General features: G+C 56.9%; 20 protein-coding genes. 9 read left to right on the top strand and 11 right to left on the bottom strand.

The features are described 5' to 3' along the window. Positions 1–10 precede the first annotated feature (10 nt). Genes tssC through tssA form a run of 3 tightly spaced genes read right to left on the bottom strand, consistent with a single transcriptional unit; the run spans position 11 to position 3,607 of the window. Positions 11–1,486 (bottom strand): type VI secretion system contractile sheath large subunit, encoded by a 1,476-nt coding sequence (gene tssC, locus M5C56_RS30185; protein WP_103495359.1) that lies wholly within the window; start codon positions 1,484–1,486, stop codon positions 11–13. 27 nt (positions 1,487–1,513) lie between these two features. Continuing rightward, positions 1,514–2,017: a type VI secretion system contractile sheath small subunit gene (tssB, locus tag M5C56_RS30180; RefSeq protein ID WP_103495358.1), complete on the bottom strand. Its 504-nt coding sequence runs from the start codon at positions 2,015–2,017 to the stop codon at positions 1,514–1,516. Positions 2,018–2,050: 33 nt separating this feature from the next. Beyond that, on the bottom strand, positions 2,051–3,607 hold the full coding sequence (gene tssA, locus M5C56_RS30175; protein ID WP_103495357.1) for a type VI secretion system protein TssA: 1,557 nt from the start codon (positions 3,605–3,607) through the stop codon (positions 2,051–2,053). Between the two features lie 860 nt (positions 3,608–4,467). On the opposite strand from tssA, the gene M5C56_RS30170 reads away from it, so the two are divergent. The 6 genes from M5C56_RS30170 (at position 4,468) to M5C56_RS30145 (ending at position 13,758) form a co-directional block, all read left to right on the top strand. After that, on the top strand, positions 4,468–4,986 hold the full coding sequence (locus M5C56_RS30170) for an Hcp family type VI secretion system effector (RefSeq protein WP_103495356.1): 519 nt from the start codon (positions 4,468–4,470) through the stop codon (positions 4,984–4,986). An 81-nt stretch (positions 4,987–5,067) separates the two neighbouring features. Next, on the top strand, positions 5,068–7,110 hold the full coding sequence (gene tssI, locus M5C56_RS30165) for a type VI secretion system tip protein TssI/VgrG (RefSeq protein WP_103495355.1): 2,043 nt from the start codon (positions 5,068–5,070) through the stop codon (positions 7,108–7,110). Then, the gene (locus M5C56_RS30160; RefSeq protein WP_103495354.1) at positions 7,100–7,843 is read left to right on the top strand and encodes a DUF4123 domain-containing protein; all 744 of its coding nucleotides are present in this window, start codon (positions 7,100–7,102) and stop codon (positions 7,841–7,843) included. Before tssI ends, M5C56_RS30160 begins: the two co-directional genes overlap by 11 nt. Next, positions 7,840–12,645: an RHS repeat-associated core domain-containing protein gene (locus tag M5C56_RS30155; protein WP_103495353.1), complete on the top strand. Its 4,806-nt coding sequence runs from the start codon at positions 7,840–7,842 to the stop codon at positions 12,643–12,645. Before M5C56_RS30160 ends, M5C56_RS30155 begins: the two co-directional genes overlap by 4 nt. Beyond that, positions 12,642–12,974 carry a hypothetical protein gene (locus M5C56_RS30150; RefSeq protein ID WP_103495352.1) on the top strand — a complete coding sequence of 111 codons (333 nt, stop codon included), beginning with the start codon at positions 12,642–12,644 and terminating at the stop codon, positions 12,972–12,974. The genes M5C56_RS30155 and M5C56_RS30150 overlap by 4 nt, the downstream gene beginning before the upstream one ends. A gap of 160 nt (positions 12,975–13,134) precedes the next feature. Then, on the top strand, positions 13,135–13,758 hold the full coding sequence (locus M5C56_RS30145; protein WP_103495351.1) for a hypothetical protein: 624 nt from the start codon (positions 13,135–13,137) through the stop codon (positions 13,756–13,758). A 157-nt stretch (positions 13,759–13,915) separates the two neighbouring features. On the opposite strand, the gene M5C56_RS30140 is transcribed toward M5C56_RS30145, so the two are convergent. The 4 genes from M5C56_RS30140 to M5C56_RS30125 all read right to left on the bottom strand — a co-directional run bounded on the left by M5C56_RS30140 (position 13,916) and on the right by M5C56_RS30125 (position 16,518). Continuing rightward, positions 13,916–14,473 (bottom strand): hypothetical protein, encoded by a 558-nt coding sequence (locus M5C56_RS30140; protein WP_103495350.1) that lies wholly within the window; start codon positions 14,471–14,473, stop codon positions 13,916–13,918. Next, positions 14,470–15,198, bottom strand: coding sequence for an alpha/beta hydrolase (locus M5C56_RS30135; RefSeq protein ID WP_103495349.1), 729 nt, complete (start codon positions 15,196–15,198; stop codon positions 14,470–14,472). The genes M5C56_RS30140 and M5C56_RS30135 overlap by 4 nt, the downstream gene beginning before the upstream one ends. Positions 15,199–15,202: 4 nt before the next feature. Then, the gene (locus M5C56_RS30130; protein WP_103495348.1) at positions 15,203–15,700 is read right to left on the bottom strand and encodes a PAAR domain-containing protein; all 498 of its coding nucleotides are present in this window, start codon (positions 15,698–15,700) and stop codon (positions 15,203–15,205) included. A 632-nt stretch (positions 15,701–16,332) separates the two neighbouring features. Continuing rightward, positions 16,333–16,518: a hypothetical protein gene (locus M5C56_RS30125; protein ID WP_247263437.1), complete on the bottom strand. Its 186-nt coding sequence runs from the start codon at positions 16,516–16,518 to the stop codon at positions 16,333–16,335. Positions 16,519–17,012: 494 nt separating this feature from the next. Here M5C56_RS30125 and M5C56_RS30120 point away from each other — a divergent pair, with 494 nt between their 5' ends. Then, a complete protein-coding gene (locus M5C56_RS30120; protein ID WP_247263438.1) occupies positions 17,013–17,252 on the top strand; it encodes a hypothetical protein in 240 nt (79 codons plus the stop codon). A gap of 135 nt (positions 17,253–17,387) precedes the next feature. Here the strand turns inward: M5C56_RS30120 and M5C56_RS30115 are convergent, their stop codons facing one another. Beyond that, positions 17,388–18,071, bottom strand: coding sequence for a hypothetical protein (locus tag M5C56_RS30115; protein WP_103495346.1), 684 nt, complete (start codon positions 18,069–18,071; stop codon positions 17,388–17,390). Positions 18,072–18,419: 348 nt separating this feature from the next. On the opposite strand from M5C56_RS30115, the gene M5C56_RS30110 reads away from it, so the two are divergent. Further along, complete coding sequence (locus tag M5C56_RS30110; RefSeq protein ID WP_103495345.1) at positions 18,420–18,878, top strand: hypothetical protein; 459 nt, start codon at positions 18,420–18,422, stop codon at positions 18,876–18,878. Between the two features lie 12 nt (positions 18,879–18,890). Beyond that, positions 18,891–19,808, top strand: a complete 918-nt coding sequence (locus M5C56_RS30105) for a DMT family transporter (RefSeq protein WP_103495344.1) — start codon at positions 18,891–18,893, stop codon at positions 19,806–19,808. A 194-nt stretch (positions 19,809–20,002) separates the two neighbouring features. Here the strand turns inward: M5C56_RS30105 and M5C56_RS30100 are convergent, their stop codons facing one another. From M5C56_RS30100 to M5C56_RS30090, 3 genes are all read right to left on the bottom strand, one after another. Then, the gene (locus tag M5C56_RS30100) at positions 20,003–20,911 is read right to left on the bottom strand and encodes a LysR family transcriptional regulator (protein WP_103495343.1); all 909 of its coding nucleotides are present in this window, start codon (positions 20,909–20,911) and stop codon (positions 20,003–20,005) included. Between the two features lie 113 nt (positions 20,912–21,024). Then, on the bottom strand, positions 21,025–21,330 hold the full coding sequence (locus M5C56_RS30095; RefSeq protein WP_247263439.1) for a hypothetical protein: 306 nt from the start codon (positions 21,328–21,330) through the stop codon (positions 21,025–21,027). A 91-nt stretch (positions 21,331–21,421) separates the two neighbouring features. Further along, positions 21,422–21,694, bottom strand: a complete 273-nt coding sequence (locus M5C56_RS30090; protein ID WP_103499864.1) for a hypothetical protein — start codon at positions 21,692–21,694, stop codon at positions 21,422–21,424. Between the last annotated feature and the right edge of the window lie 335 nt (positions 21,695–22,029).

The following is a 22,029-nucleotide window of genomic DNA, read 5'->3' as shown; positions in this document are numbered from 1 at the left end:
CAGCTCCTGCTTACTCTTTATCCAGCTTGCCAACCAACGACAGGGTGAAATCAGCCCCCATGTACTTGAAGTGCGGGCGCACGTTCAGGCTCACGCGGTACCAGCCTGGTTCGCCCTCCACATCGCTGACGGCAATCTGTGCCGCGCGCAGTGGGCGACGACCACGGACTTCGGCGCTTGGGTTTTCCTGGTCGGCGACGTACTGGCGAATCCACTTGTTGAGCTCGGCTTCAAGATCGGTACGCTCTTTCCACGAACCCAGTTGCTCGCGCTGCAGTACCTTGAGGTAGTGAGCCAGGCGGTTGACGATCATCATGTAGGGCAGTTGGGTGCCCAGCTTGTAGTTCAGCTCGGCCGCCTTGCCCTCTTCGCTGATACCAAAGGTCTTGGGCTTCTGCACCGAGTTGGCGGAGAAAAACGCCGCGTTGTCGCTGCCTTTGCGCATGGTCAGCGAGATGAAACCTTCCTCGGCCAATTCGTACTCACGACGGTCCGATACCAGTACCTCGGTAGGAATCTTGGTTTCGATTTCGCCCATGCTCTGGAAGTGATGCAGCGGCAAATCCTCAACGGCGCCACCGCTTTGCGGGCCGATGATGTTCGGGCACCAGCGGAATTTGGCGAAGCTGTCAGTCAGCTTGGTACCGAACGCGTACGCGGTGTTGCCCCACAGATAGTGCTCATGGCTGTTGGCGACGTTTTCCTTGTAGACGAAGGTCTTGACCGGGTTGTCTTCCGGATCATAGGGGTTGCGCAGCAGAAAGCGCGGTACGGTCAGGCCGACGTAACGCGAGTCTTCCGCCTGGCGGAAGCTCTGCCACTTGGCGAACTGCGGGCCTTCGAAATGATCCTTCAGGTCCTTGAGATCCGGCAAACCCGTGAAACTTTCCAGCCCGAAGAATTTCGGGCCGGCCGCGGCGATAAATGGCGCATGGGACATGCACGCAACGCTGGAGACGTACTGCATCAGCTTGACGTCTGGCGCGCTGGGCGACATGAAGTAGTTGGCAATGATCGCGCCGACTGGCTGACCACCAAACTGGCCGTACTCGGCGGTGTAGATGTGCTTGTACAGACCTGCCTGCATGACTTCCGGTGAGTCTTCAAAATCATCCAGCAGATCCTGCTTGGAAGCATTGAGCACTTCAATCTTGATGTTTTCACGGAAGTTGGTCCTGTCGACCAGCAACTGCAGGCCGCGCCACGAAGACTCCAGGGCCTGGAATTCGCTGTGGTGAAGGATCTCGTCCATTTGGCGGCTAAGCTTGGCATCGATCTCAGCAATCATGCGATCGACCAATGCCTTCTTGACGGGCTCGCCCTGGTTCTGCGGTTTCAGCAGCTCTTCGATGAACGCAGAAACACCGCGCTTGGCGATGTTGTACGCCTCATCATCAGGGGTCAGTTTGGTCTCGGCAATGATCTGATCGAGAATTCCGAATTCTGTAATGTCACTGCTGTTTTGCTGTGCGGCACTGGTGCTCATGTGTTGGCATCCTTATCAATTGGAAACTCAGGCGTCCTGCTGGCTGGCTTGCATACCCAGCTCACCCAGTACACGGCCACGCGCTTGATCGTCAGCCAATACGCCTTCGATTGCCTTGCGGAAGGCAGGGGCGTTGCCCAATGGCCCTTTCAACGCCACCAAAGCGTCACGTAGTTCCATCAATTTCTTCAATTCAGGGATCTGCTCGACCAGGTTGGCGGGGCTGAAGTCCTTCATGGAGTCAACATTAATGCTGACTGCCAATTCGTCGGCTTCGCCCTCCTCCTGAAGGCGGTTCGGGACGCTGATGGTCAAGTTCAGATTCTGCTTGGCCAGCACATCATCGAAATTGTTCTTGTCGATGCTGATGGGCTTGCGATCTTCGACCTTGCGCTCATCGGCCTGCTGGGTGAAGTCGCCGAGTACCAACAGCTTCAGCGGCAGCTCGATCTCTTCCTGAGCGTTGCCCAATGCAGGTTTGAAGGTAACGTTGATCCGTTCCTTGGGGGCTACCGAGCCTTCTTTGGCCATGGTCTTTCTCCTTTGCGGTTATGGCCCGAAGGCCTATTCGAGTACAACTTCGAGATCGAGGTGGCACAACCTGCGATAAATTTCGTCCTTGCGTTCGCGCACGGCGTGGTTCTGTGGCAACAGCTCACAACAGCTGTGCAGCAGGTGCAGAACCGCGAGCGCGAGATCAGGCTCCCACGCCTGAATGCCGGAATGCTGGAGTTGCTGATCGAGTGTTTCGAGTTGGGTGCGGGCCAGGTCGTACTTCTTGGCCTGGTGGCACAGGCGGGCCAGACTGAACTGCCAAAAAAAGCGTTCACGGCCACCTTGGGCGCTTTGCAATCCTTGTTTGAGTACCTGAACCGCCGACTTCAGGCCGTCCTTGCGCAAAATCGGCTGTACATCCTCCAGCGCTTGCTCCCACACCAGTCGACTGTCGCCGGCCTCGACTTTGCGTGGCGCCGCAGGTGCCTGCAGGTGGGGCATCACATGGGTGCTGATCCAGCCGCGGGTTGCCGGATCGGCAAACGGCATACCGTCATGAAAGCGCAGCTCGACGATACCCGGCAGTCGTTGCAGAAACAGGGCGAAATGGATTTCCACTTCACGCATCGCAGTGTCCGCATTCAACGCCTGCAGGCATTCCCAGACAACCCGTTGGCCATCGAACCAGAATGGCGAGCGCGCAAGGCTGGCCTCCAGGTCAACCAACAGATCAGCATATTTCCCCGCGTCAAAACGCTCGCGATAACTGTTGAGCTTGTCCACCGGCACCCCCCGCAGGGCCGTGATCTGCTCGGCGTTGCGCTCGGGCATGGCGTCGATCGGGAGCCATAGCAAGGTTCGATTCAGGCGCAGCGCTCGCGCATCGGTAGCTTTCTGACGCAGCCACCAGGCACACAGCGGCCGGGCGCTTTCCTGCTGCGCACGCAGGGCCTTATGGGCATCCTTTTCGTTGTCGACGGGCGAGCCCGGGGTCAACAGCTGGGTCGCCGCCTGCTTGACCTGCGCGACCACCGCGCCGACGCTGCCGGGCTCTGGCTGACCGTCGGCGGCCCGCTGAACCATGGTCGCCAAACGTCGGCGCATGGGCAGGATCAGCGGCGCCTCGTCGCCCAAGCTGGCCGTGAAGTGTTCATCGAGCGCCTCCAAGTGGGCGACCATGGCGCGGAACAATGGCAATTGATCCTTGACCGGAACGTCTTCCGAAAGCACCGGTTCCAGGCGCGGGATCAGCCAAACGATTGCACCGGCGCGGGTTCTGGATTTGGCCGGGTGCAGTTCGCTCCAATGGTGTTCGCACAGATAGCGCATCAGCCCCAGACCGGCGACCAAACCAACAAAGGACTCCTGCTGATACAAGGCCCATATCAGCCAGGTGGCGATGCGCAAATCCTTGGATTCGCTGCGCAGCAACGCTTCGCAGCCGTCCTTGACCTTCAGCCAATCGGTCCGCCCCGCGTCATGCATCGAGGCGCCTTTATTGAGCTCTGTTTCAAGCGCTTCAAACTCTGCAGAGAAGCGCACATCCGCGCCCGCAAAAGCAGTTGCCGAAACAGGCACTTTTGCGAGATCGAGATAATGAGCGCAGAGCTTGCTTGAATATGTCATCCGTGACCTTAAATGAATCATTGCCTGACTTGCCTGATGATATTCCCAGGCATTAAAACAATGACGAAACAACTATTGCGTACTCATCCTTGATGTAGTACGTGCCGCTCCAGATTGCAGCAGGCGCGGATCCTAAATGAGACTAGTGGCGCGATGCAAGCACTTTGACATTAAACTTTTTTTCAAATTAGCAGTGCACCTTCACACGTCCAACCGGAATGAAGCTCAGTTTTCAGGCCGAAACAATAGAACATGGAACTATCGTCCTAGAGGTCTAGCGCAGAAGCGAGATGGCACTACAACATCACTCGTGATGTTCGAGTGATATCTTTTTGATATCACTCGACAGTGGCTTTATCGGCTATGCCTTTCTCACGCTATCGATTTTTCCTACACGCACTACCTGGCATTTGAATATAAACTCGTAGTTACCCAGAACCATCCATTCATTCATTCGGTGACACTGAAACTCGCAAGGAAAGACAGAGCCAGAACTGCCCCCCCCCTCGTCAATCCAGCACATTGGATGAGTTGACCGATACGACAACTAAGGCATATCGCCACTATGCGCAAATTCTTGCGCACCTCCTTTCCGAAAAACACTCTTTGAACCACTGAAGACCAAGCCACACAGGGCTTGCAGCCAAGTGCGCAACTTCTTGCGCAGTGCTGCGCAAGAAGTTGCGCAATCACGGGGGAAAAACCACTGCCACCCCCCGCCTCCGGATCGAAAACAGCGCTGAAAGCCCCGCTTTTACTGGGCGCTATCTTTTCTGGCGCGCTTTTTGAAATAGCTCTTGCGCTCCGGACACTCAAACCCGTCCAGGATTCGACATTCAACCCCCGCAAGGAGAGCTTTCATGCCAACACCCGCCTACCTGACCCTCCAAGGCACCAAGCAAGGTCTGATCACTGCCGGCACCTTCACCGAAGACTCGGTCGGCAACATCTACCAGGAAGGTCACGAAGACGAGATCCTGGTTCAGGCCTTCGATCACCAGGTCATCATCCCGCGCGATCCGCAGTCCGGCCAGCCTACCGGCCAGCGCGTGCACAAGCCGCTGAAAATCACCAAGGTCTTCGACAAGTCCTCGCCGCTGATCTTCACCGCGCTGACCACCGGTGAGCGCCTGACCGAATGCACCCTGAAGTGGTTCCGTACCTCGGCATCCGGTACCCAGGAGCACTACTACACCATCAAGCTGGAAGACGCGATCATCGTTGACGTTCAGTCCAACATGGCTAACTGCCAGGACCCGAACATGTCGCACTTCACCCACCTGGAAGACGTCTACTTCACCTACCGCAAAATCACCTGGACTCACGAAGTCTCGGGGACTTCCGGTTCCGATGACTGGCGTACCCCTGTCGCCGCCTAAGCGCGCGTGACAGTTTGACCCCCTCGGCCAGAACCCTCTGGCCGAGGGTGTTTCTGCCCCCCTGACCAAGAGGAACAATGGATGTTCGCGCTGGCCAATCAGCCCACCTTTACACTGACTATCGAAGGCTTCGATAGCGACCTTCGGGTGCTGGAGTTCACCGGCCAGGAAGCGCTCAACCAACCCTTCGAGTTCCACCTTGAGCTGATCAGCGAAAATGCCTCGCTGGCGCTCGATAGCCTGCTGCACAAGCCCGCCTTCCTGGTGTTCTCACCAACCGGCAGCGGCATCCACGGCATGATCCAGCGTGTCGCCCAAGGCGATTCCGGCAAGCGCTTTACCCGCTACCACGTCACCTTGCGTCCGCAACTGGCCAACCTGGCCCAACGCTTCAACCAACGTATTTTCCAGAACCTGACGGTCGACAAGATCATCGCCCAGGTGCTGCAAGAGCACGGCATGCTTGCCGATGCCTACCAATTTCAGCTGAGCGCGGTGTACCCCGAGCGGGTCTATTGCGTTCAGTACGACGAGTCCGATCTGCACTTCATCCAGCGCCTGTGCGAAGAGGAAGGCCTGAGCTACCACTTCCAGCACAGCGCCGACGGCCACCTGCTGGTCTTCGGCGACGACCAGACGGTGTTCCCCAAGCTCGACCCGGCCAGCTACCAGCAGGACTCCGGGCAGGTCGCCGACAACCCGGTGATCAAGCGCTTCAATGTGCGCCTGGAAACCCGTAGTACGCGCACCACGCGGCGCGACTACGACTTCGAGCAACCGCGGCTTGACCTGGAGGCTGCGGTCAAGAGCGAGTTCGCCCCCGACCTGGAGGACTATGACTACCCAGGTCGATTCAGCGACCGCCCCCGCGGCCAGCTGCTGGCCAGCCGCGCGCTGGAGCGTCTGCGCGCTGACTACCGCCAGGCTGAAGGCCGCAGCGATGTCGCGTGCCTGGTCAGTGGATACTTCCTGCCCTTGACCGACCACCCGCAAGCCAAATGGAATGACCTGTGGTTGCTGACCGAAGTGCGCCACCACGGCAAACAACCGCAAGTGCTGGAAGAGTCGGTGCCCAGCGACACCACCCAGAACAAGGATGACTTCCACCAGGGCTATCGCAACCAATTCAAGGCCAGGCCTTGGGACGTGTTCTACCGCCCGGCCCTGCGTCATCCCAAACCACGGATCCTGGGCAGTCAAAGCGCCGTGGTCACCGGCCCCGCAGGCGAGGACATCCACTGCGATCAATACGGCCGGGTGAAGGTGCAGTTCTTCTGGGACCGCGATGGCCAGAACAACGACCAGACCAGTTGCTGGCTGCGTCTGTCCTCGGCCTGGGCCGGTGCTCGTTACGGAGGCATCGCCATCCCGCGCATGGGTATGGAGGTGCTGGTCAGCTTTCTTGAGGGCGATCCCGATCAACCACTGGTGACCGGTTGCCTGTACCACAAGGAAAACGCCGCCCCCTACAAGCTGCCGGCGAACAAGACCCGCAGCGTCTTCAAGACCTTGAGCAGTCCCGGTGGCGGTGGCTTCAACGAACTGCGCATCGAGGACAAGAAAGGCCAGGAGCAGATCTTCATCCACGCCCAGCGTGACTGGGACGAGCGCATCGAGCACGACCAGAAAATCCGCGTTGGTCATGAACGTCACGACACGGTCGAGGCCAACAGCTACAGCGAGTTCAAGGCCGAAGAACACTTCACCGTCGACCTGGACCGCAAGGTCGAAGCCCGCGTCGACGATCACCTGAGCGTCGGCCAGACCCTGCACCTGAAAATCGGCGTCGGCCAGTTCACCGAGGCCGGTCAGGAAATCCACCTGAGCAGCGGCCAGAAAATCGTCCTGGAAGCCGGCGCCGAACTGACCCTCAAGGCCGGCGGCAGCTTCATCAAGGTCGACGGCAGCGGTGTGGTACTGAGCGGCGCGACGATCAAGATGAACCAGGGCGGCAGCGCCGGGGTGGGTACGCCGATCGCGGCGTTGTTGCCGGGATTGCTCAAGCAGGCCGCTGCCGCCTTGGCCGGCGCGTTACTGAGCCCGGCACAGATCAACACAATGAAGCGCAATGCGCCGTTCTGCGAGGAGTGTGAGAAGTGCAAGGACGGTGCCTGTGCCATCTGATTCATTGAGCGCCAGGCAATGGCTGGAACAGCACCCGCTGGCCCCTGACGAATACCTCTATGTGGTCCTGAGCAATGCCAGTGACGCACATCCACTGGCCCGCTATTACCAGATCGCCACGCCCACCGCGCCTATTCCGATCTGGAGCGATACGCCCTACGCGGGCTGGAAAGAAGTGATGCCCTATGTCGACCAACTCGCCAGTGACAGCCCACTGCTGGGCTGGATCGACGGTTGCGAGGAGCAGGACTGGGGTTGGCTGGCCGTGTCGCGCTGCCCGCCTGAGGTGGTCGCCGAACACCTGCGAGGCCTGACCCAGGTGATCATGCCTGATCGAACGGAGGTGTTTTTTCGCTTCTGGGATGGGCGCCATCTGTTGCCGATCCTGAGTTATCTGGGCAACGCCAGCGCAGAGGTGCTGCCGGTGTTCGAGCGCTACTGGATCAATGGCTACGGCGTGACCAGCAACGGCGGTGTCGTGCGGGACGCGCAGCCGTATCCCTGGTGGGAGGTGCCGCAGGCGTTGCTGGATCAGTTGAGCCAGGAGGATCCCTCGACCCTGGTGGACAACTTGCTGCAGTGGCTGCGCGAAGACTATTCAGCGCTGTACTTCGCCCTGCCGCAAACCAACCTTCGGCTCAAGATCGAGCATTTTGTAAAGCGTGCCGCTGCCCCGCAAGAAACGCTTAGTACGCGTGTCAGAGCCTATCTGGAACAGGAAGTCCTGCAATGAACCTCAACCCCATCATGGCCGTCTTTGATGCTTACGTACTAAGCGCCACCCCCCCTGATGCCGACAAGATGCTGGCCGATTTCCAGGCCAATAGCCTTACCCATTACAAAGAGCTGGCTGACGGCTTCCTGACCGGTTGGGCAATGGATATCGACCAGGAAATCCGCGTCAGTGACGAGGTCAGCACGCTCAGCAAAAAAGACGCCAACAAGAGCGACAGAAAAATCGAGACCTATGCCACCTGCCCGGTCAACGGCAAGCTGACATTGCTGCATCGATTTGACTCCTCGACCTTCGTGCCCATTGGCAATACCCCCTACTTGATGGAACCGGTGAACACCGGTTCAGGTACTGGAGAATCGTTCAAAGGCCGCCTGGACAAACTGGGCATGGCAGAAATCCAGGGCTGTATTCCCAACCAGCAGTATCGCCTCACCTTCCATCCGCAGGTCGGCCAATCAGAACTCGACGCCCTCTATGGTTCTTACGATGGCATCGTTTCCAGCCTGCATGATTGGCTCAGCCAGCAATGGCAAGGCAGTATCGAGCCCAAGTGGAAGACGTTTGCCCCGGTCAGCGACCCCAAACGCCTGGAACAAGCCAACCAGGCATTGCGCGACGGCATCAAAAAAGCCCTGAAGTCGCTGTGGGAGGACATCAAGAAGGCTTTCTCGATTCTGGCCAACCTGGACGAAAACATGGCCAGGTTGCTGACCATGATCAACGAAGCCGACTTCAAAAAGCTCAAGGCCCAGGCCGACGAGTTGTTGTCCACCGCCCTGACGCTCCTCAGCGACCCGTTGTTGATGTACCTCTACACCATGGCCCTGCTGACCTGGGTGCGGATGTTGCCACCGACCATGGTGGCCGAAGCGATCGGCGAATTCACCACGGACTTTCTGATCAACTTTATTCTGGGGGTTGTGCTGTCTGGCGGTATTGGCCTGGTGGTACGCATCACGGTCTCGGGCGGTGCCGCCGGCATCGCAACCGGCACCCGGATGTTCCTGCAGGACGCCGTTCAAGCATTGGTCGATATCAGTACCAGCCACCAACTCAAACCCCACGCAAAAACCTTGGTGCCCCTGGTTACGGCCTCCGAGTCGGTGGTCAACAGTTCTGCAAAAACCACCAAGCAGATCACCAGTGCCGCGCAAGGCATTGATAAAGTGGCGGCGGATACGCTCGACATCCCCAAGGCGCCGAACAAGAAGATCACCGTCGAAGAGTCCACCCCGGTGGATGATGCGTCCAAACAATCCAAGAGCCCCGACGACAAACCCGCCGACGCTTGCAGCGCCACCTGCACCAACGGCTGCCCCGTTTCGATGGTCACCGGCGAAGAGCTGCTGACCCTCACCGACGGCCAACTCGACGGCGTGCTGCCCTTCGAATGGACCCGCCTCTACCGCACCTCCGCCGTGGAAACCGAATGCGGCCTGGGCCCCGGCTGGAGCCATGCCCTGGCCCAGCGCGTGACCATCGAAGGCGATAAGGTCATCTGGCTGGACCACGAAAACCGCAGTACCGAATTCCCGCTGCCCAGCGTCAAGCGCCCGGCCATCACCAACAGCCTGTCCAAGGCCGCGATCTACCTGGGTGACGACCCCAGCGAACTGATCCTGACCCAGGCCGGCGACCAGGCACGCTTCTACCATTTCCGTTTCGACCGCCACAGTGCCAGCCTGATCGCCATCAGCGATGCCTACGGCAACCGTCTGCACCTGCAGCGCGACATCCTCGGCCGCATCATGCGTGTCGACAACGGCGCCGGTCGTGCCCTGCTGCTGCGCTATGATCGCAGCGTCATCGTTGGCGTCGATTACCAAAGCCATCGCCCGGCCGACACCGCCGAAGCGTCCTGGCAGACCCTGCAAAACCTGGTGACCTACCGCTACGACCAACAGCGTCGCCTGGTTGAAGCCACCAACGCCGTCGGCGAAAGCGAGCTGTACGCCTACGACGCCCAGCACGTCATTCAAGTGCGGCAACTGGCCGGTGGCGCCAAGTTTTTCTGGGAATGGCAAGGCCAGGGCAAGTCTGCCCGCTGCGTCCACCACTGGGCCAACTTCTCACAGATGGACGCGCGCTACACCTGGGGCGACGACGGCAGCGTCACCGTGCTCAATGCCGACGGCAGCCAGGAAGTCTACGTCCACGACGACAACGCCCGGCTGGTCAAGCAGGTCGACCCGGACGGCGCCACTCACGAAAAGGCCTACGACGAAAAAGGTCGGCTGATCGCGGAAAAAGACCCGCTCGGCGCCGTCACCGAGTACCAGTACAACGACGCGGGTCGCCTGGTAGCGGTGATTCCGGCGCAAGACGCCCCCACGGTCTACGAGTACGACAACGGCTTCGTCAGCGCCGTGCAGCGCGGCAAGGCCGAGTGGAAATACACCCGCAACGCCCAGGGCGACATCACCCGCCAGACCGACCCCAACGGCAATACCACCGCCTACACCTACGATGCCCGCGGTCGCCTGCTGGACATCCGCCATGCCGACGGCAGCGTGCACCAACTGACCTGGAACCCTCAAGGCCAGCTCATCGAAGAGCAATTGCCCAACGGCGGCCAGCGTCGCTACCGTTACGACGCGCAGGGCCGGCAGATCACCCGCCAGGACGAAAGCGGTGCCGTCACCCAGTACCAATGGAACCCGGTGGGCCGCCTGACCCAGGTGCAACTGCCCGGCGGCGCCACCCGCGCCTTTACCTACAACGCTTACGGCAAACTCACCAGCGAGCGCGACGAACTGGGTCGGCTTACCCGCTACGAGTACGCCGACAACCTGCACCTGGTCAGCCGCCGCCTCAACCCGGATGGCAGTGAGCTCAAGTACCGCTACAACAACACGCGCCTGTTGCTCACCGATATCGAGAATGAGCGTGGCGAGCAGTACCACCTGGACTACTACAGCAACGGCCTGATCCAGCAGGAAACCGGTTTTGATGGTCGGCGCACGGCGTACGTCTATGACCTTAACGGCCAACTGATCGAAAAGACCGAGTTTGGCGATGATGGCAGCGAGCTGAAGACCGCCTACCAGCGCGACACCGCCGGCCGCCTGCTGGTCAAGACGCTGGCCGATGGCAACGCCATCCACTACCAGTACGACGCGTTGGGCCGCCTGGTCAATGTCGATGACGGTCACTGGCCGCTGGCGTATGAGTACGACCTGCAGGACCGCCTGACTACCGAACACCAGGGCTGGGCCACCCTGCACTACCGCTACGATGCGCTGGGCCAGCTCAGCCATGCGCGCCTGCCCGACGGCAGCACCCTGGACTATCGCCACCTGGCCGGCGGCGACCTCAGCGCCATCGACCTCAACGGCCAGCGCTTGACCGGCCACCAGTACAGCGCCGGCCGCGAGCAGCAACGTCAGCAAGGGCAACTGCTCAGCCAATACCAGTACGACGAACAGGGCCGCCTCACCGAACACCGCGTCAGCCAGCACCAGCAACGCCTGTTGGCCCGGACCTATGACTACGACGCCAACGGCAACCTGGCGCGGATCAGCGACAGTCGCAAGGGACTGCGCGAGTACCACTACGACCCGCTCGACCGGCTGATCACTGTACGCGGTGATTTGACCGAAGCCTTCAGTCATGACCCGGCGGGCAACCTGCTCAGCCAGGCGCCAGCGCTGGACGGCAACCGCGTCAACGTCAAAGGCAACCGTCTGCTGATGCAGGGTGACGCGCACTTCGACTACGACGCCTACGGCAACCTGATCCGCGAGCGGCGCGGGGCTGGGCAACGGCTGGTGACCGAGTACAAGTACGATGCTCAGCATCGGCTCGTTGAAGCGCAGCTGCCCAACGGGCAGGTCGCGAAATATCGCTATGACGCCTTTGGGCGGCGGATCGAAAAGACCGTTGAAGGCAAGACCACTGAGTTCATCTGGCAAGGTGAGCGGCTGATCGCCGAATCGGCGGCTGGGCACTATCGCAGCTACGTGTATGAGCCGGGCACCTTCCGGCCACTGGCGATGCTCGACGGTGAAGGTCCGGGCCATGCCCTGCCCTACTACTACCAGCTTGACCATCTGGGCACGCCGCAGGAGCTGACCTCTGGTAGCGGCGCCATCCTGTGGTCGGCCCGATACAAGGCCTACGGCAACGTGGCGAAGCTGGAAGTGGCCGAGATCGACAACCCGCTGCGCTTTCAGGGGCAGTATTTTGATGCCGAGACGGGGCTACACTACAACCGCCATCGCTACTACAATCCGGGGACTGGACGGTTTTTGACGCCAGACCCGATCAAGCTGGCGGGAGGGTTGAACAACTACCGGTATGTGCCTAACCCGACAGGGTGGGTAGATCCGTTGGGGTTAGCAGCAATCGAAGGTAGCTGCCCATGCTCCCCAAGTAATAAGGTCAGTCCTCCCACAGATACAACCCAAAACACCGTTGGTAATGGGGATCCTTCGCTTCCTGTCGTAAGCGGCGGTTATAGCGAGCTTGTACGTGCAGGCGCAAAAGACTCACACCACATTATCCAAGATGCATCTGTGAGGGATATTCCAGGCTATGATCGGAAAACAGCTCCAGCTGTTCAGCTTCCTGGCCCATCTACGCAAGTGGGCACACCTCATTACATAGCGACTCAGGTTCAGCGACAAAAAGGGGGAGGAACCTACCGAATCGAGCGGCGCATAGCCTATAAGGCACTCCGAAAATCTGGCATTGCAAAAGACGATGCTAAAATGCTTATGAAGGACACTGATGCTCACTTTGAGTCTCTTGGGGTAACACCCGACACAGTCACACGCATTCCCGGGAACAGGAAGAAATGACCCTTTCAACCAAACAAAAAGCCGACCTCGCAGAATTGGTACTCGCATTATCTACCGGAGATTATGCAAAAATCAGTGCCAAAGCTTGGCTCGGCAGAACGACAGTCGACGACCTCAAAAGAGTCATTTCGGAATACGGCAACACATTAACTTCGCCCCCTAATAACTTTCTTGATTTTTCAGACGCTTTCGCACTAGATAACGATTTCGCCATGCTAATCGATATTCCATTATGGACAAAAGAGGAAGGAAGAAGCGACTTAATGGTTTCCGTCGAAATAAATTTAGCAAAAAAAACTATATCAATTAACGATTTGCGCGTCCCCTAGCGCAAATAGGGGGTGGCGGCAAATTTATTAGCAAATAATACAGCCGCTGCCAAAAATATAAATCTGACAATAAGGTGACGGATTTATTTTCTCGCATCAGAAAATAAATCCATCACCTTTTAGATGTCACCTTTTAACTATTTTGTCATCGGAGGACGAAATGCAACACTCACTTAATGATATGTCTTTCTCGGAACGCCGCCGCGTCCCAATCGGAGCCTTGATAGGAGGCCTGCTTGTCTTGCCTCTTGCCATTCAAGCATTTCGCATGGAGACGGTAGGAAAGTTTGCCTATGTGCTACTCCTCTGCTCACTGTATATGTTTGTTGCGGCCTTCCTCAATCGCAAGGCAGGCTCCACGCCGCTGATGATCCTCAAGGATGAGGGTGTCTGGTTCTTCAACGCCGATGGATTGGTGCCCTATACCTCAATTCAGGCGGTTGAGGTTGAGACCTACAACACCCTGAAAGATATCCAGCGAAACCTGGTCCTTCACATTCATGCCGAGAAGGCAGACACCCTTCCACACTTCAACAACAATCGCTGGAAGCTCCTGTTCATGATGCCTGATGCTCGCAAGGGGCGTGGGTTCCGTAAACACCTGGTCGCCTTCAACTACGGTGGGCTGCGCATCACCGGAGGCCAGAGTGCCGATCCCGACCTTTTGGCGGAGGAAATCGTGTACCGCATCGACAAGGCACACCGTGAAGAGGAAGCACGACAAGGTGCCATCTGGGTATCGTCTTCGTCGGCCAACGACGCGCTATCGCCGGTTCAATCCTAACAACCGCTGCTTGCCCCCTCGGAAAAAAATTGAGGGGGTAAGCATGCTCACGCGTACTACTCCTACGGCGCACCACTAAACTCTAGGGGTGCTGATGATTTTAACGAAGAGCCATTTGGATCGAGGGTATTCCCCTAAGCGCGTTGGCAGCAAGCAATTACTGGCGACGCTCAGTCGCGTCATTCATTTCCTTTAAATTTATAACCAAGTCTGCGGTAGGTATATACACGGTATTGGTGTAATAAGCCTTGAACCCATAAGCCGTGATGTACACCTGGCATGGGATACTCTCTTGTCCCGCTAACAGAGTCTCTAAGACTGCGCCCGAAGTTATTGAAGCCGGGATAGATATCTCTCTTTCTTCGGTGGTGTTGAATGATAGCCAAGAGCGGAAGTAAAAGTGTCCATTTTTACTGGGTGTGGCGTCAGCCTCCAAAAGGCCTATGCCTCGCGCTTTAATTGTATGGTTTACATCGAAATTTTTATCATGATTCAGGGAACATACGAGCTTAGGGGTATTTTGATTCTGTCTTTCGTAGAGATTGAAGACTTCGCTCAAATTCTGATCTGACTCAAGCGTCACGTAAAGCAGCGCGTCGCCATAGTGAGCAAACCCCATAAACGTCAATGACGCAGGCGGGATGCTGGGCGTTCGAGCGCACGCGCTGCACATCAGTGCAGCGGCCAAGGCTAGTAGCGTTTTAGCTGTGGTCATTTTATGTTTTTTACGTACGCATCATAAAAGAAGTCCAGAGCACATTTTGCACCTTGGATGGGCGCAACCATCATGTGGCTCGCAAACGCATGGTGTATGTCGACGGTTGCATTTATAGCGGGGCCTTGACTCACCACCCATCGTTCTCCGAAATTGGCAACATGGTCTGACGCATCCGACTTTACCGGGTTGGCGCGGATATTGATCCACATGTCGGCAACGGGAGTGGGTTCAGAGTAGTAGATATCAGAGCCCAACCAAACCAGAAAACCTTTGCCGACAGGATCCAAGGTTATCAGGAGCGCGATTTTGTACCCCTCATCAGACAGTATCTTCGAGAGGTGAGCACCGTTCCATCCGCCTAAACTGTGCCCGACGATATAGATAGGGCATGATTTGTTAGGAATGAGATTGGTGATGTGCTCTTTGATCTCACGCCCCCCACGCGCCTCGTTATATCCCCAGATGTGTTTTGTGTATTTTTCGGAAAGCTGTGCGCTTGCCATCCTTTTTGACATCAGCAAATCAACATCGTCAATATTGTGAAAGGCACCTTGAAAATAATAGCTATCTTGGTCTCCAGCACCGCCAATGTAAAAAACAATGGGCTTGGCGGCGGGTACCGGCACGGCCTTTATCTGTGAGTTATTCACCGCTGTCAGTGTGTGTGTTGCCGCTAGACTTGCCGTCTTGCCACTGGGTAAAACGATTTTCTCTGCTTCCATGCTCTCAATCTTCCAAAAACAACTTGAGACTTTCAGCCAGGTGCGAACTTACCACATGGGTGTAACCCAGCGCATCGCTGACCCCATGCTCAATGCTGCCGTCGGCGCGCTGAATACCGTAAGCCTGGTTCGACATGGGGGCACCCGTCGCTTCGTCGACCAGTTTTATCTTGTCGCTGAAGTACACCGGCATCGGCAATAACCCGCTGAAGGGCGCAGGCACGAAGGTATCACCGATAATGATCGTGCTCGCGCCTGCCGTCACCGTATTGCCATGCGCGCCAACGCTGCCGACGGTGGCAGCATTGAAGCCGTTGATAAATACGGTTGACGAAACACCGCCGGTAATCGCGCTTCCGCACGCCGAGGTGTCATTCAGGCGCGCAGCGCCCAGGCCTTCGAAGATCACATCGGATGAGCCGCTTACCAGTGAATTGGTGCCGTGACCCGAAATCGGGCACACGGTGGGGTCTGTGATGCGCGCAGCAGGTTTGCCACTCATGGGAGCGTCCTTTCAAGTATTCAAAGTGGGTTGTAGAAGTCAATCGCGTCGTCTGAAAGTCACCCGCCTTCATCCATGGGGTTGTACAGGGCTCGGTGGTTTTCCTGGGGTGTGCTGCAGACTTCGAATGCCTACCAGATGAGCTCGGTAGAGGGTTGCGCCAAAGGGATGATGCAACAGCCGCTGGTTGGCCTTGAGCAGTCGACCTGCTCGGCGTCCAATTGCGATACGAATGCTTGTATGGCATTACGATTGCCGCAGCGCATGCAAAGAATTTCGACAGGGGCGCAGTCTAGGATGTCGCTGCTTCCCAAGAGCCAAACCCACCCGTAAAAGCCGCTTGAGTAAACAGCAGAGGCCAGCGTGTAGCTGCGGTGGCACGGCGCTTGATGAGGAGTGCATTAACTATATAACGTCCATGTATATTTTCGGGGCGAAGGATGCATCATGCGGTGCGTGGGTTCAATCGCTTTTTTGGGTTGGATTTCGACGTCAATGGCTGACGCATATAGGCGCCACGCGGACTGTCAGTATTGCGCTCATAAGTTCGCCCTGAATACCGTCAAAAAACGCACCTGGTCGCCGAAGCCCACAACGCTGGACAAACATGGGATCAGTTTAAAGACCATGGCTTATTTTGAACGGCGAGGCACGTTGCCCACATCAGTTGCATCACTTGGAGCAGGCATCCTCACACACTTCAAAAAACCTGGTGGCCGGTCTTCTGCGCCCTCGTCCAAAAAATTTCCCATCTCTTGAATGAGCTCACTCAGCTCAAGTAGCCGCTGTTTGATATTTTCTTTGCTCATCATCTTCATCTATTGGCGCCGACGTTTTTTCTGCGGGTCATTCACCTGGGCTTCAAGCCGTGCCAGCCAGAAAGCTCCTCGCGACAAAGCCCCCAGGACTAGCGCAACCGCAAGGTGAGAGACCACTGACGCCCAATACTTGAATGGCTCGTTGGCCAAGGTGTAAGTCGTCCGTGGCCCCCACTTGTTGGTGGACTGGGTTACGCCGCTTACCAGTTCCTGGCCCACGGTAATGATGAGTAAAACAGTGGTGATAACCAGAATATATCCCACCGCTTTGGTAGCCCAAACTCCAATACCAGCATTCGCCATACTTGTCCTACCTTTGCAGAGTTGAAACGCTTTTGTTGGCAGGGATGGCCCACACCAGCCCTGGCAGTCGGTGGCGGCGTAAGCAGTAGGTGACCCGCGGACTGGCGCCCACCATCCCCGCGTGTACAAACCAGCCGAGTGTACAGGCGACCGATCTGATTGGCGCTGTAGTACGTCTTCCCGTTGAGGCGTTGAGCGCCGTTTTTCAAACCCTAGCCGGTTCTGCCGGAGACTTTCTCAAGCCGCTGGTCGTGCAGGCGGACGATCCCGAACAGAGCGTACGTGGCTGGACCGACGACAAGTCCTGGCCGAAAAATCAGCGTCAGCAGGCCTTGGCCGCGGTCGAGCCCGCCCGGCAGTTGACCAGCACCTGGTTGCAGCACCGAACGCGGTTTATAGGCGGGAGAGAGTACAAATCGACGGAGACCTGAAATCAACGTCAGAAACGTCGACTGCAAATTTTGCGGCTCTTCGTTTTTACACACCCTCGGCCGATTGCAGCCCTTGGCGAGTAGCGGCTCACCTCAATGACTGCAGGAATCCAGAAACGGTTGACCTTCTAGCAGTCATATCAGCCGAGCAAGCGATCCGACTGGCAATGCGTTTGCCGCTTCAAGCTCAGTCAGGTGCTGAATGGTCTGCTGGCGCTCGCTCTTCGAGGTGATCTGGTCAAAGACCATGTAGTGCTCCTCAACCCAGAGGCGTATTTGCTCCAGCCAATAACTCGCATTGGTCTGCTTCTGGAACTGATCCAGCAGAAACTGCACCTGAGCCCACTTGGGCATGAGTCGGTGAAGCGCCCTCCTGCGAAAAGGTTGCAGAGTCTCCCACTCGCGCTCAAGCCTTGATGTCAGCTCGTCCTGGATATCGCGCCACACCACCACATGAGCGCCTTTGATGGCGACCTCGAATACACCTTGGGACGGGTCATTGAGCGCCGCCACGACCATCTCCGGACGGTGGTCACCCTCAATTGCCAGTACCAGCGCACGAACTGCGCCACTCCGTTGGTTGATACCTGGGCGTACCCACTCCTCAGGTACTCGCACACTCAGGTTCTGCGCAAGCCCCAGCACACCCAACCATTGAGCTTTGGAGATCGGCATGTTGCCGGCCAAACGTTCGAGGAGGATCCCGGAAGGATCGACGCCGTGCTGACTGGCAGCCCACAGTGCGGCAGACCTAGCCGCTGACGAAGGGTCCACCAGAAACTGCTCGATCAGGCGAATACGCCCCTCCTGAAATCGCATGGCCGCGCGGAACGATTGAGTCCTGAGGATACCGCTTCTTCCACATCAACACTGTCCCTGAATATGAATCCACCAAGCACGCCCCTTCCTTCCGGGGCATCAGTTGGCGGAGAAGTCGTAAGAAAGATCCACGTATTCGCCCCCGCGGAGATAGGCTCGACAACATCACCTCAGTCTTGCTGTACTTGAGCCGTAGAGACAAATGTACAACCCCTGCGCCCGATCATTCGTTTTCTTCGAATTGACCCAGCAAAATAACTCGATATTCGTGCTGCCAACGCCTTCGTAAGCTTCCCTCACCGAGCACGACGCTCGGTTCTTGGGTTTGAAAGCTGAAGGAATATTGAAGTGTTTGACCGTTATCTGGATAAAAGTGTAACGCTGACTCCCACCGCCATCCCCGAACAGGGCGGCACCCTGGGTGCACTCGAATGGGCCTTGTCCAGCCCGCAGGAAAATCGCCCTATTCCGCTGTATGTGAATGCACTGCGTCAACTGCGCAAGGCGTCACAAGGCATCAGCGGACATCGAGATGAAATCCAGTTCTCCAGAACGGTCCAGTCCCGACTTTCTGAACTGTCGCAAGAGCTTGGCCTACACGGGACCCATTTCCAAATCGTTAACGACGGCGACCCATTGATCGCGATGAAGAACCGTTGGACTGCGAAACGCCTACCGAACGAACTCAAGGCAGCGCTCAAAGAGCTCACTGGCCAAGCCTGCGCCCTGTTAATCGCGCCTGATGCTCAAGGGATGGCCCCATGGTTCGCAGATCGAGCCACCGATATCTGCCTGGAAAAAGTGTAAAGGAGCCAACCCATGCCCTACCTTTATCTCTCTCTGGCCGCCGTCTTTTGGGGTGGCAACTATGTCGTTGGCAAGTTGATGGTCATTGACATCGATCCGGTGCTGCTATCGCAAGCCCGATGGCTGCTGACCAGCGCATTGTTACTGATCATTAACTATCGACCGCTGACCCGATCAATGGGGGCGATTCGTCAGTCCTGGAAAACACTGACGATGCTTGCGATCTGCGGCCAAGTGTTGTTCCCGCTGACCCTGTATATAGGGCTGCAGTACACCACGTCGTTGAATGCTGCCATCTATCTCTCGGCAACACCGTGCCTGGTACTGTCAATCAATCGCTTTGTATTCGGCGACCACATCTCGTGTGGCAACTGGCTTGGCGTCGTAGCCAGTACGTTAGGCGTCATATGGCTGGTTACCATGGGCCACCTCTCGGACCTACGCTTCCTCAAGCAATTCAACAAGGGTGACCTATGGACCATGCTGTCGGCTGCCAGTTGGGCAATGTACTGCGCCTTTCTGCGGACAAAGCCCAAGACAATTCCTGGCGACGCCTTTGTCACCTACTCCGCACTGGTTGGCACTTTACTGCTGATCCCCTTCACGCTCGTGACGATATACCTAACACCAGACAGCCTTCACACGATGCTGAATGGCACCGTCAGCTTATGGGGGCTGGCGTACCTGGTCATCTTTCCATCATGGCTGTCTTACCTGTTCTGGAACCGCGGCATCGCTGAAATCGGAGCAACACGTGGGGAGATTTTTACGCATATCGTCCCATTGTCCGGGGGCATCCTGAGCATCATTTTCCTGGGTACGCCACTCCATGCCTACCACTGGGTGAGCCTGGTGCTTATCGCCACCGGCGTTGTGATGTGCTCGGCCAAACCCAAGCCGAAACTGATGAGCAACGTAGAGACTGCCTGATGAACAAATTGATAGAACGGGTGGACGATAACGAAGTTCACTGGATCGGCATCGCGCAAGGAAGTGGGGATTTGATTACTGCCTGTTCAGATCTGGATTCACTTGAGATCAGCGTGAGCTATGAGGACGAAGCCGTACGTTGCTCCTGTAACTAATAGGTCCACCCGCAGATAGCGGCGCACGAAGAGCCATGGTTAGCCGTGGCTCATCTCTACTTGCTGCCCAACCGTCGATCTAACCTCACATGGCTCACTTTCAAGAATCCATTCGGTAAGCCGCCTTGCAGCAGAACCCAGTGACGCATCCAGAAAGACCATTTCAGTATTGAACGTCGCATAGGGGCCCGTCAGTTCCAGGCTAAGCACTTTGTGGGTGGGGGCAAAGACTTCAACCAGTGCTTGGGGCACCAGTGAGACACCAGCACCATTCGCTACCTGAGAGAACAACAACGAGTAGGAACCGCACTCAACGATCCGGTCAGGTGTCGCACGATGAAGCGTCAGCAACTCTTTAAGGTTGCGCTGCGAGGCACTCTGCCGGCTGTTGACCAAAAAGCTGCACCCATCCAGGGTATCCAGCGATACCGGAGCATGGGACTCGCCATAAATCAGCGTGAGCCGATCTTCGAACAATCCAAGGCGCGTCAAATGCCCAGGTGCGATTCCGGCGCCGACGATGGCGGCGTCGCAAATGCCCGACTCCAATGCATCGATCAGATAGGTGGAGTTACCTAAGGTAATATCGATATCCAACGCTATCGGATTGCTCATTATTCGCTGCAATAAGGGCTGACGAGAAAGCGTGAAGTTTTCGATCACCCCAAGGCGCAGCTTCTGAGGACTGCTGCCCTGCCCAAAACTAGCCTCGGCCTTCGCTACCCACTCAAGGATTTGCGAGGCATAGCCATACAGTTCGTTGCCAGCAGCCGTCACTACAATGCGGCGCCCTGAGCGTTCGAACAAGCGGGTGCCCAGCTTGGATTCCAGCGTCTTGATACGGAATGAGATGCTTGATTGCACGCGGTTGAGCTTCAGCGCGGCCTGAGTGACACTGCCGTAATCGACAATAGCCTTGAAAGCTTCCAACTCGGCGTTTTCCATCATGGAAAAATAGCTCCCGTTCCAATTTATCCTTGCAGCGTTTACTGCCGGGCGATGATAGCTTTTTGCCCTTTTGCTAAAGATGAAGAATGCTCTATTCAGGTAACGAACTTTCGTTAAACGCAAGAGAGGGGCAACACCACCCAGTATCCATCAGACGAGTGATCCAGGATCAGTTGATGACGGACCTGAAGCTTGCGCCAGACAGGGCAGAGAGCCCAGACCGTGAGGATCAGCGCGACTCCAATTGTGACGATTGCCGGAAATGCTCTTCCCGCCTCCGCTGCGCGAACAAAGCGTTTTCCTGCGCCGGCAAACTGGTATCCGGCAGGACCTGCAATGACAACGCCTATGTGTAAAGCGGCAGCCATGGCGCTGCAGGCTGCACCTATGATGAGTGCTTGATTGTATTCGTCGACCACGTTTTATCCTTCCTTGAGTGCCCGAGACAGAGACATCTCGGAACGGGCCCGCGTCGCCGCTTACGGAGATGGCGGAACCAAACGATGACGTTTATTTATTGCTCTTGCGGTGCAGCAGGACAAACAAACCGATCAGTTGCATCCCCACCACGACCATGACCCCCCTCTTCCCTCCGATGCCTAGGCCAGCCACCCAGTCGATAACCAGCAGCAAAAGCGCTACGCACACGGGAAGCATACAAAGGATGTACAAGACTCTGATCAGCTTCCGATTACGTCGTGCCCATGTGGACGGCCCGTCTGCTTGGGCTACAGAGTCCAGAGGGCCCAGGAACTCCAGAAGAGCAATGAATAGATCGATCATGATGTGTTCTAGCGCAATGGTTTCGACAGGAGGTGTGTGGCTTCAATTGGAACGCGCCTTTGTAACGGCTGCGTTTGAATTTTCTGCATCCTCCTCATGGCTACCAACGCCCACCTTGGCTCGAAAGCAGCTGGCCATCAACGGCACCTTTCAACCAGTGGGATCGAACACAGGGCCAGTGGTGCTCACGGTCTCTCACTGGAGCCGGCAATTTCAGCGTCCGGCAAGAGTTCTCTCTTTCCCTTGAGTGAAATTTCCTAGAAAATCCTGACCGCTTGTTTGCGCCTGATCTCACGGCTAGGCTTCGACTCGTCACTGCTCATCAGTGATCGGGT

The organism is Pseudomonas sp. MWU13-2862, from assembly GCF_023242495.1.
GTDB lineage: Bacteria > Pseudomonadota > Gammaproteobacteria > Pseudomonadales > Pseudomonadaceae > Aquipseudomonas > Aquipseudomonas gingeri_D.
This window is presented reverse-complemented; position numbering and strand designations above follow the sequence as displayed.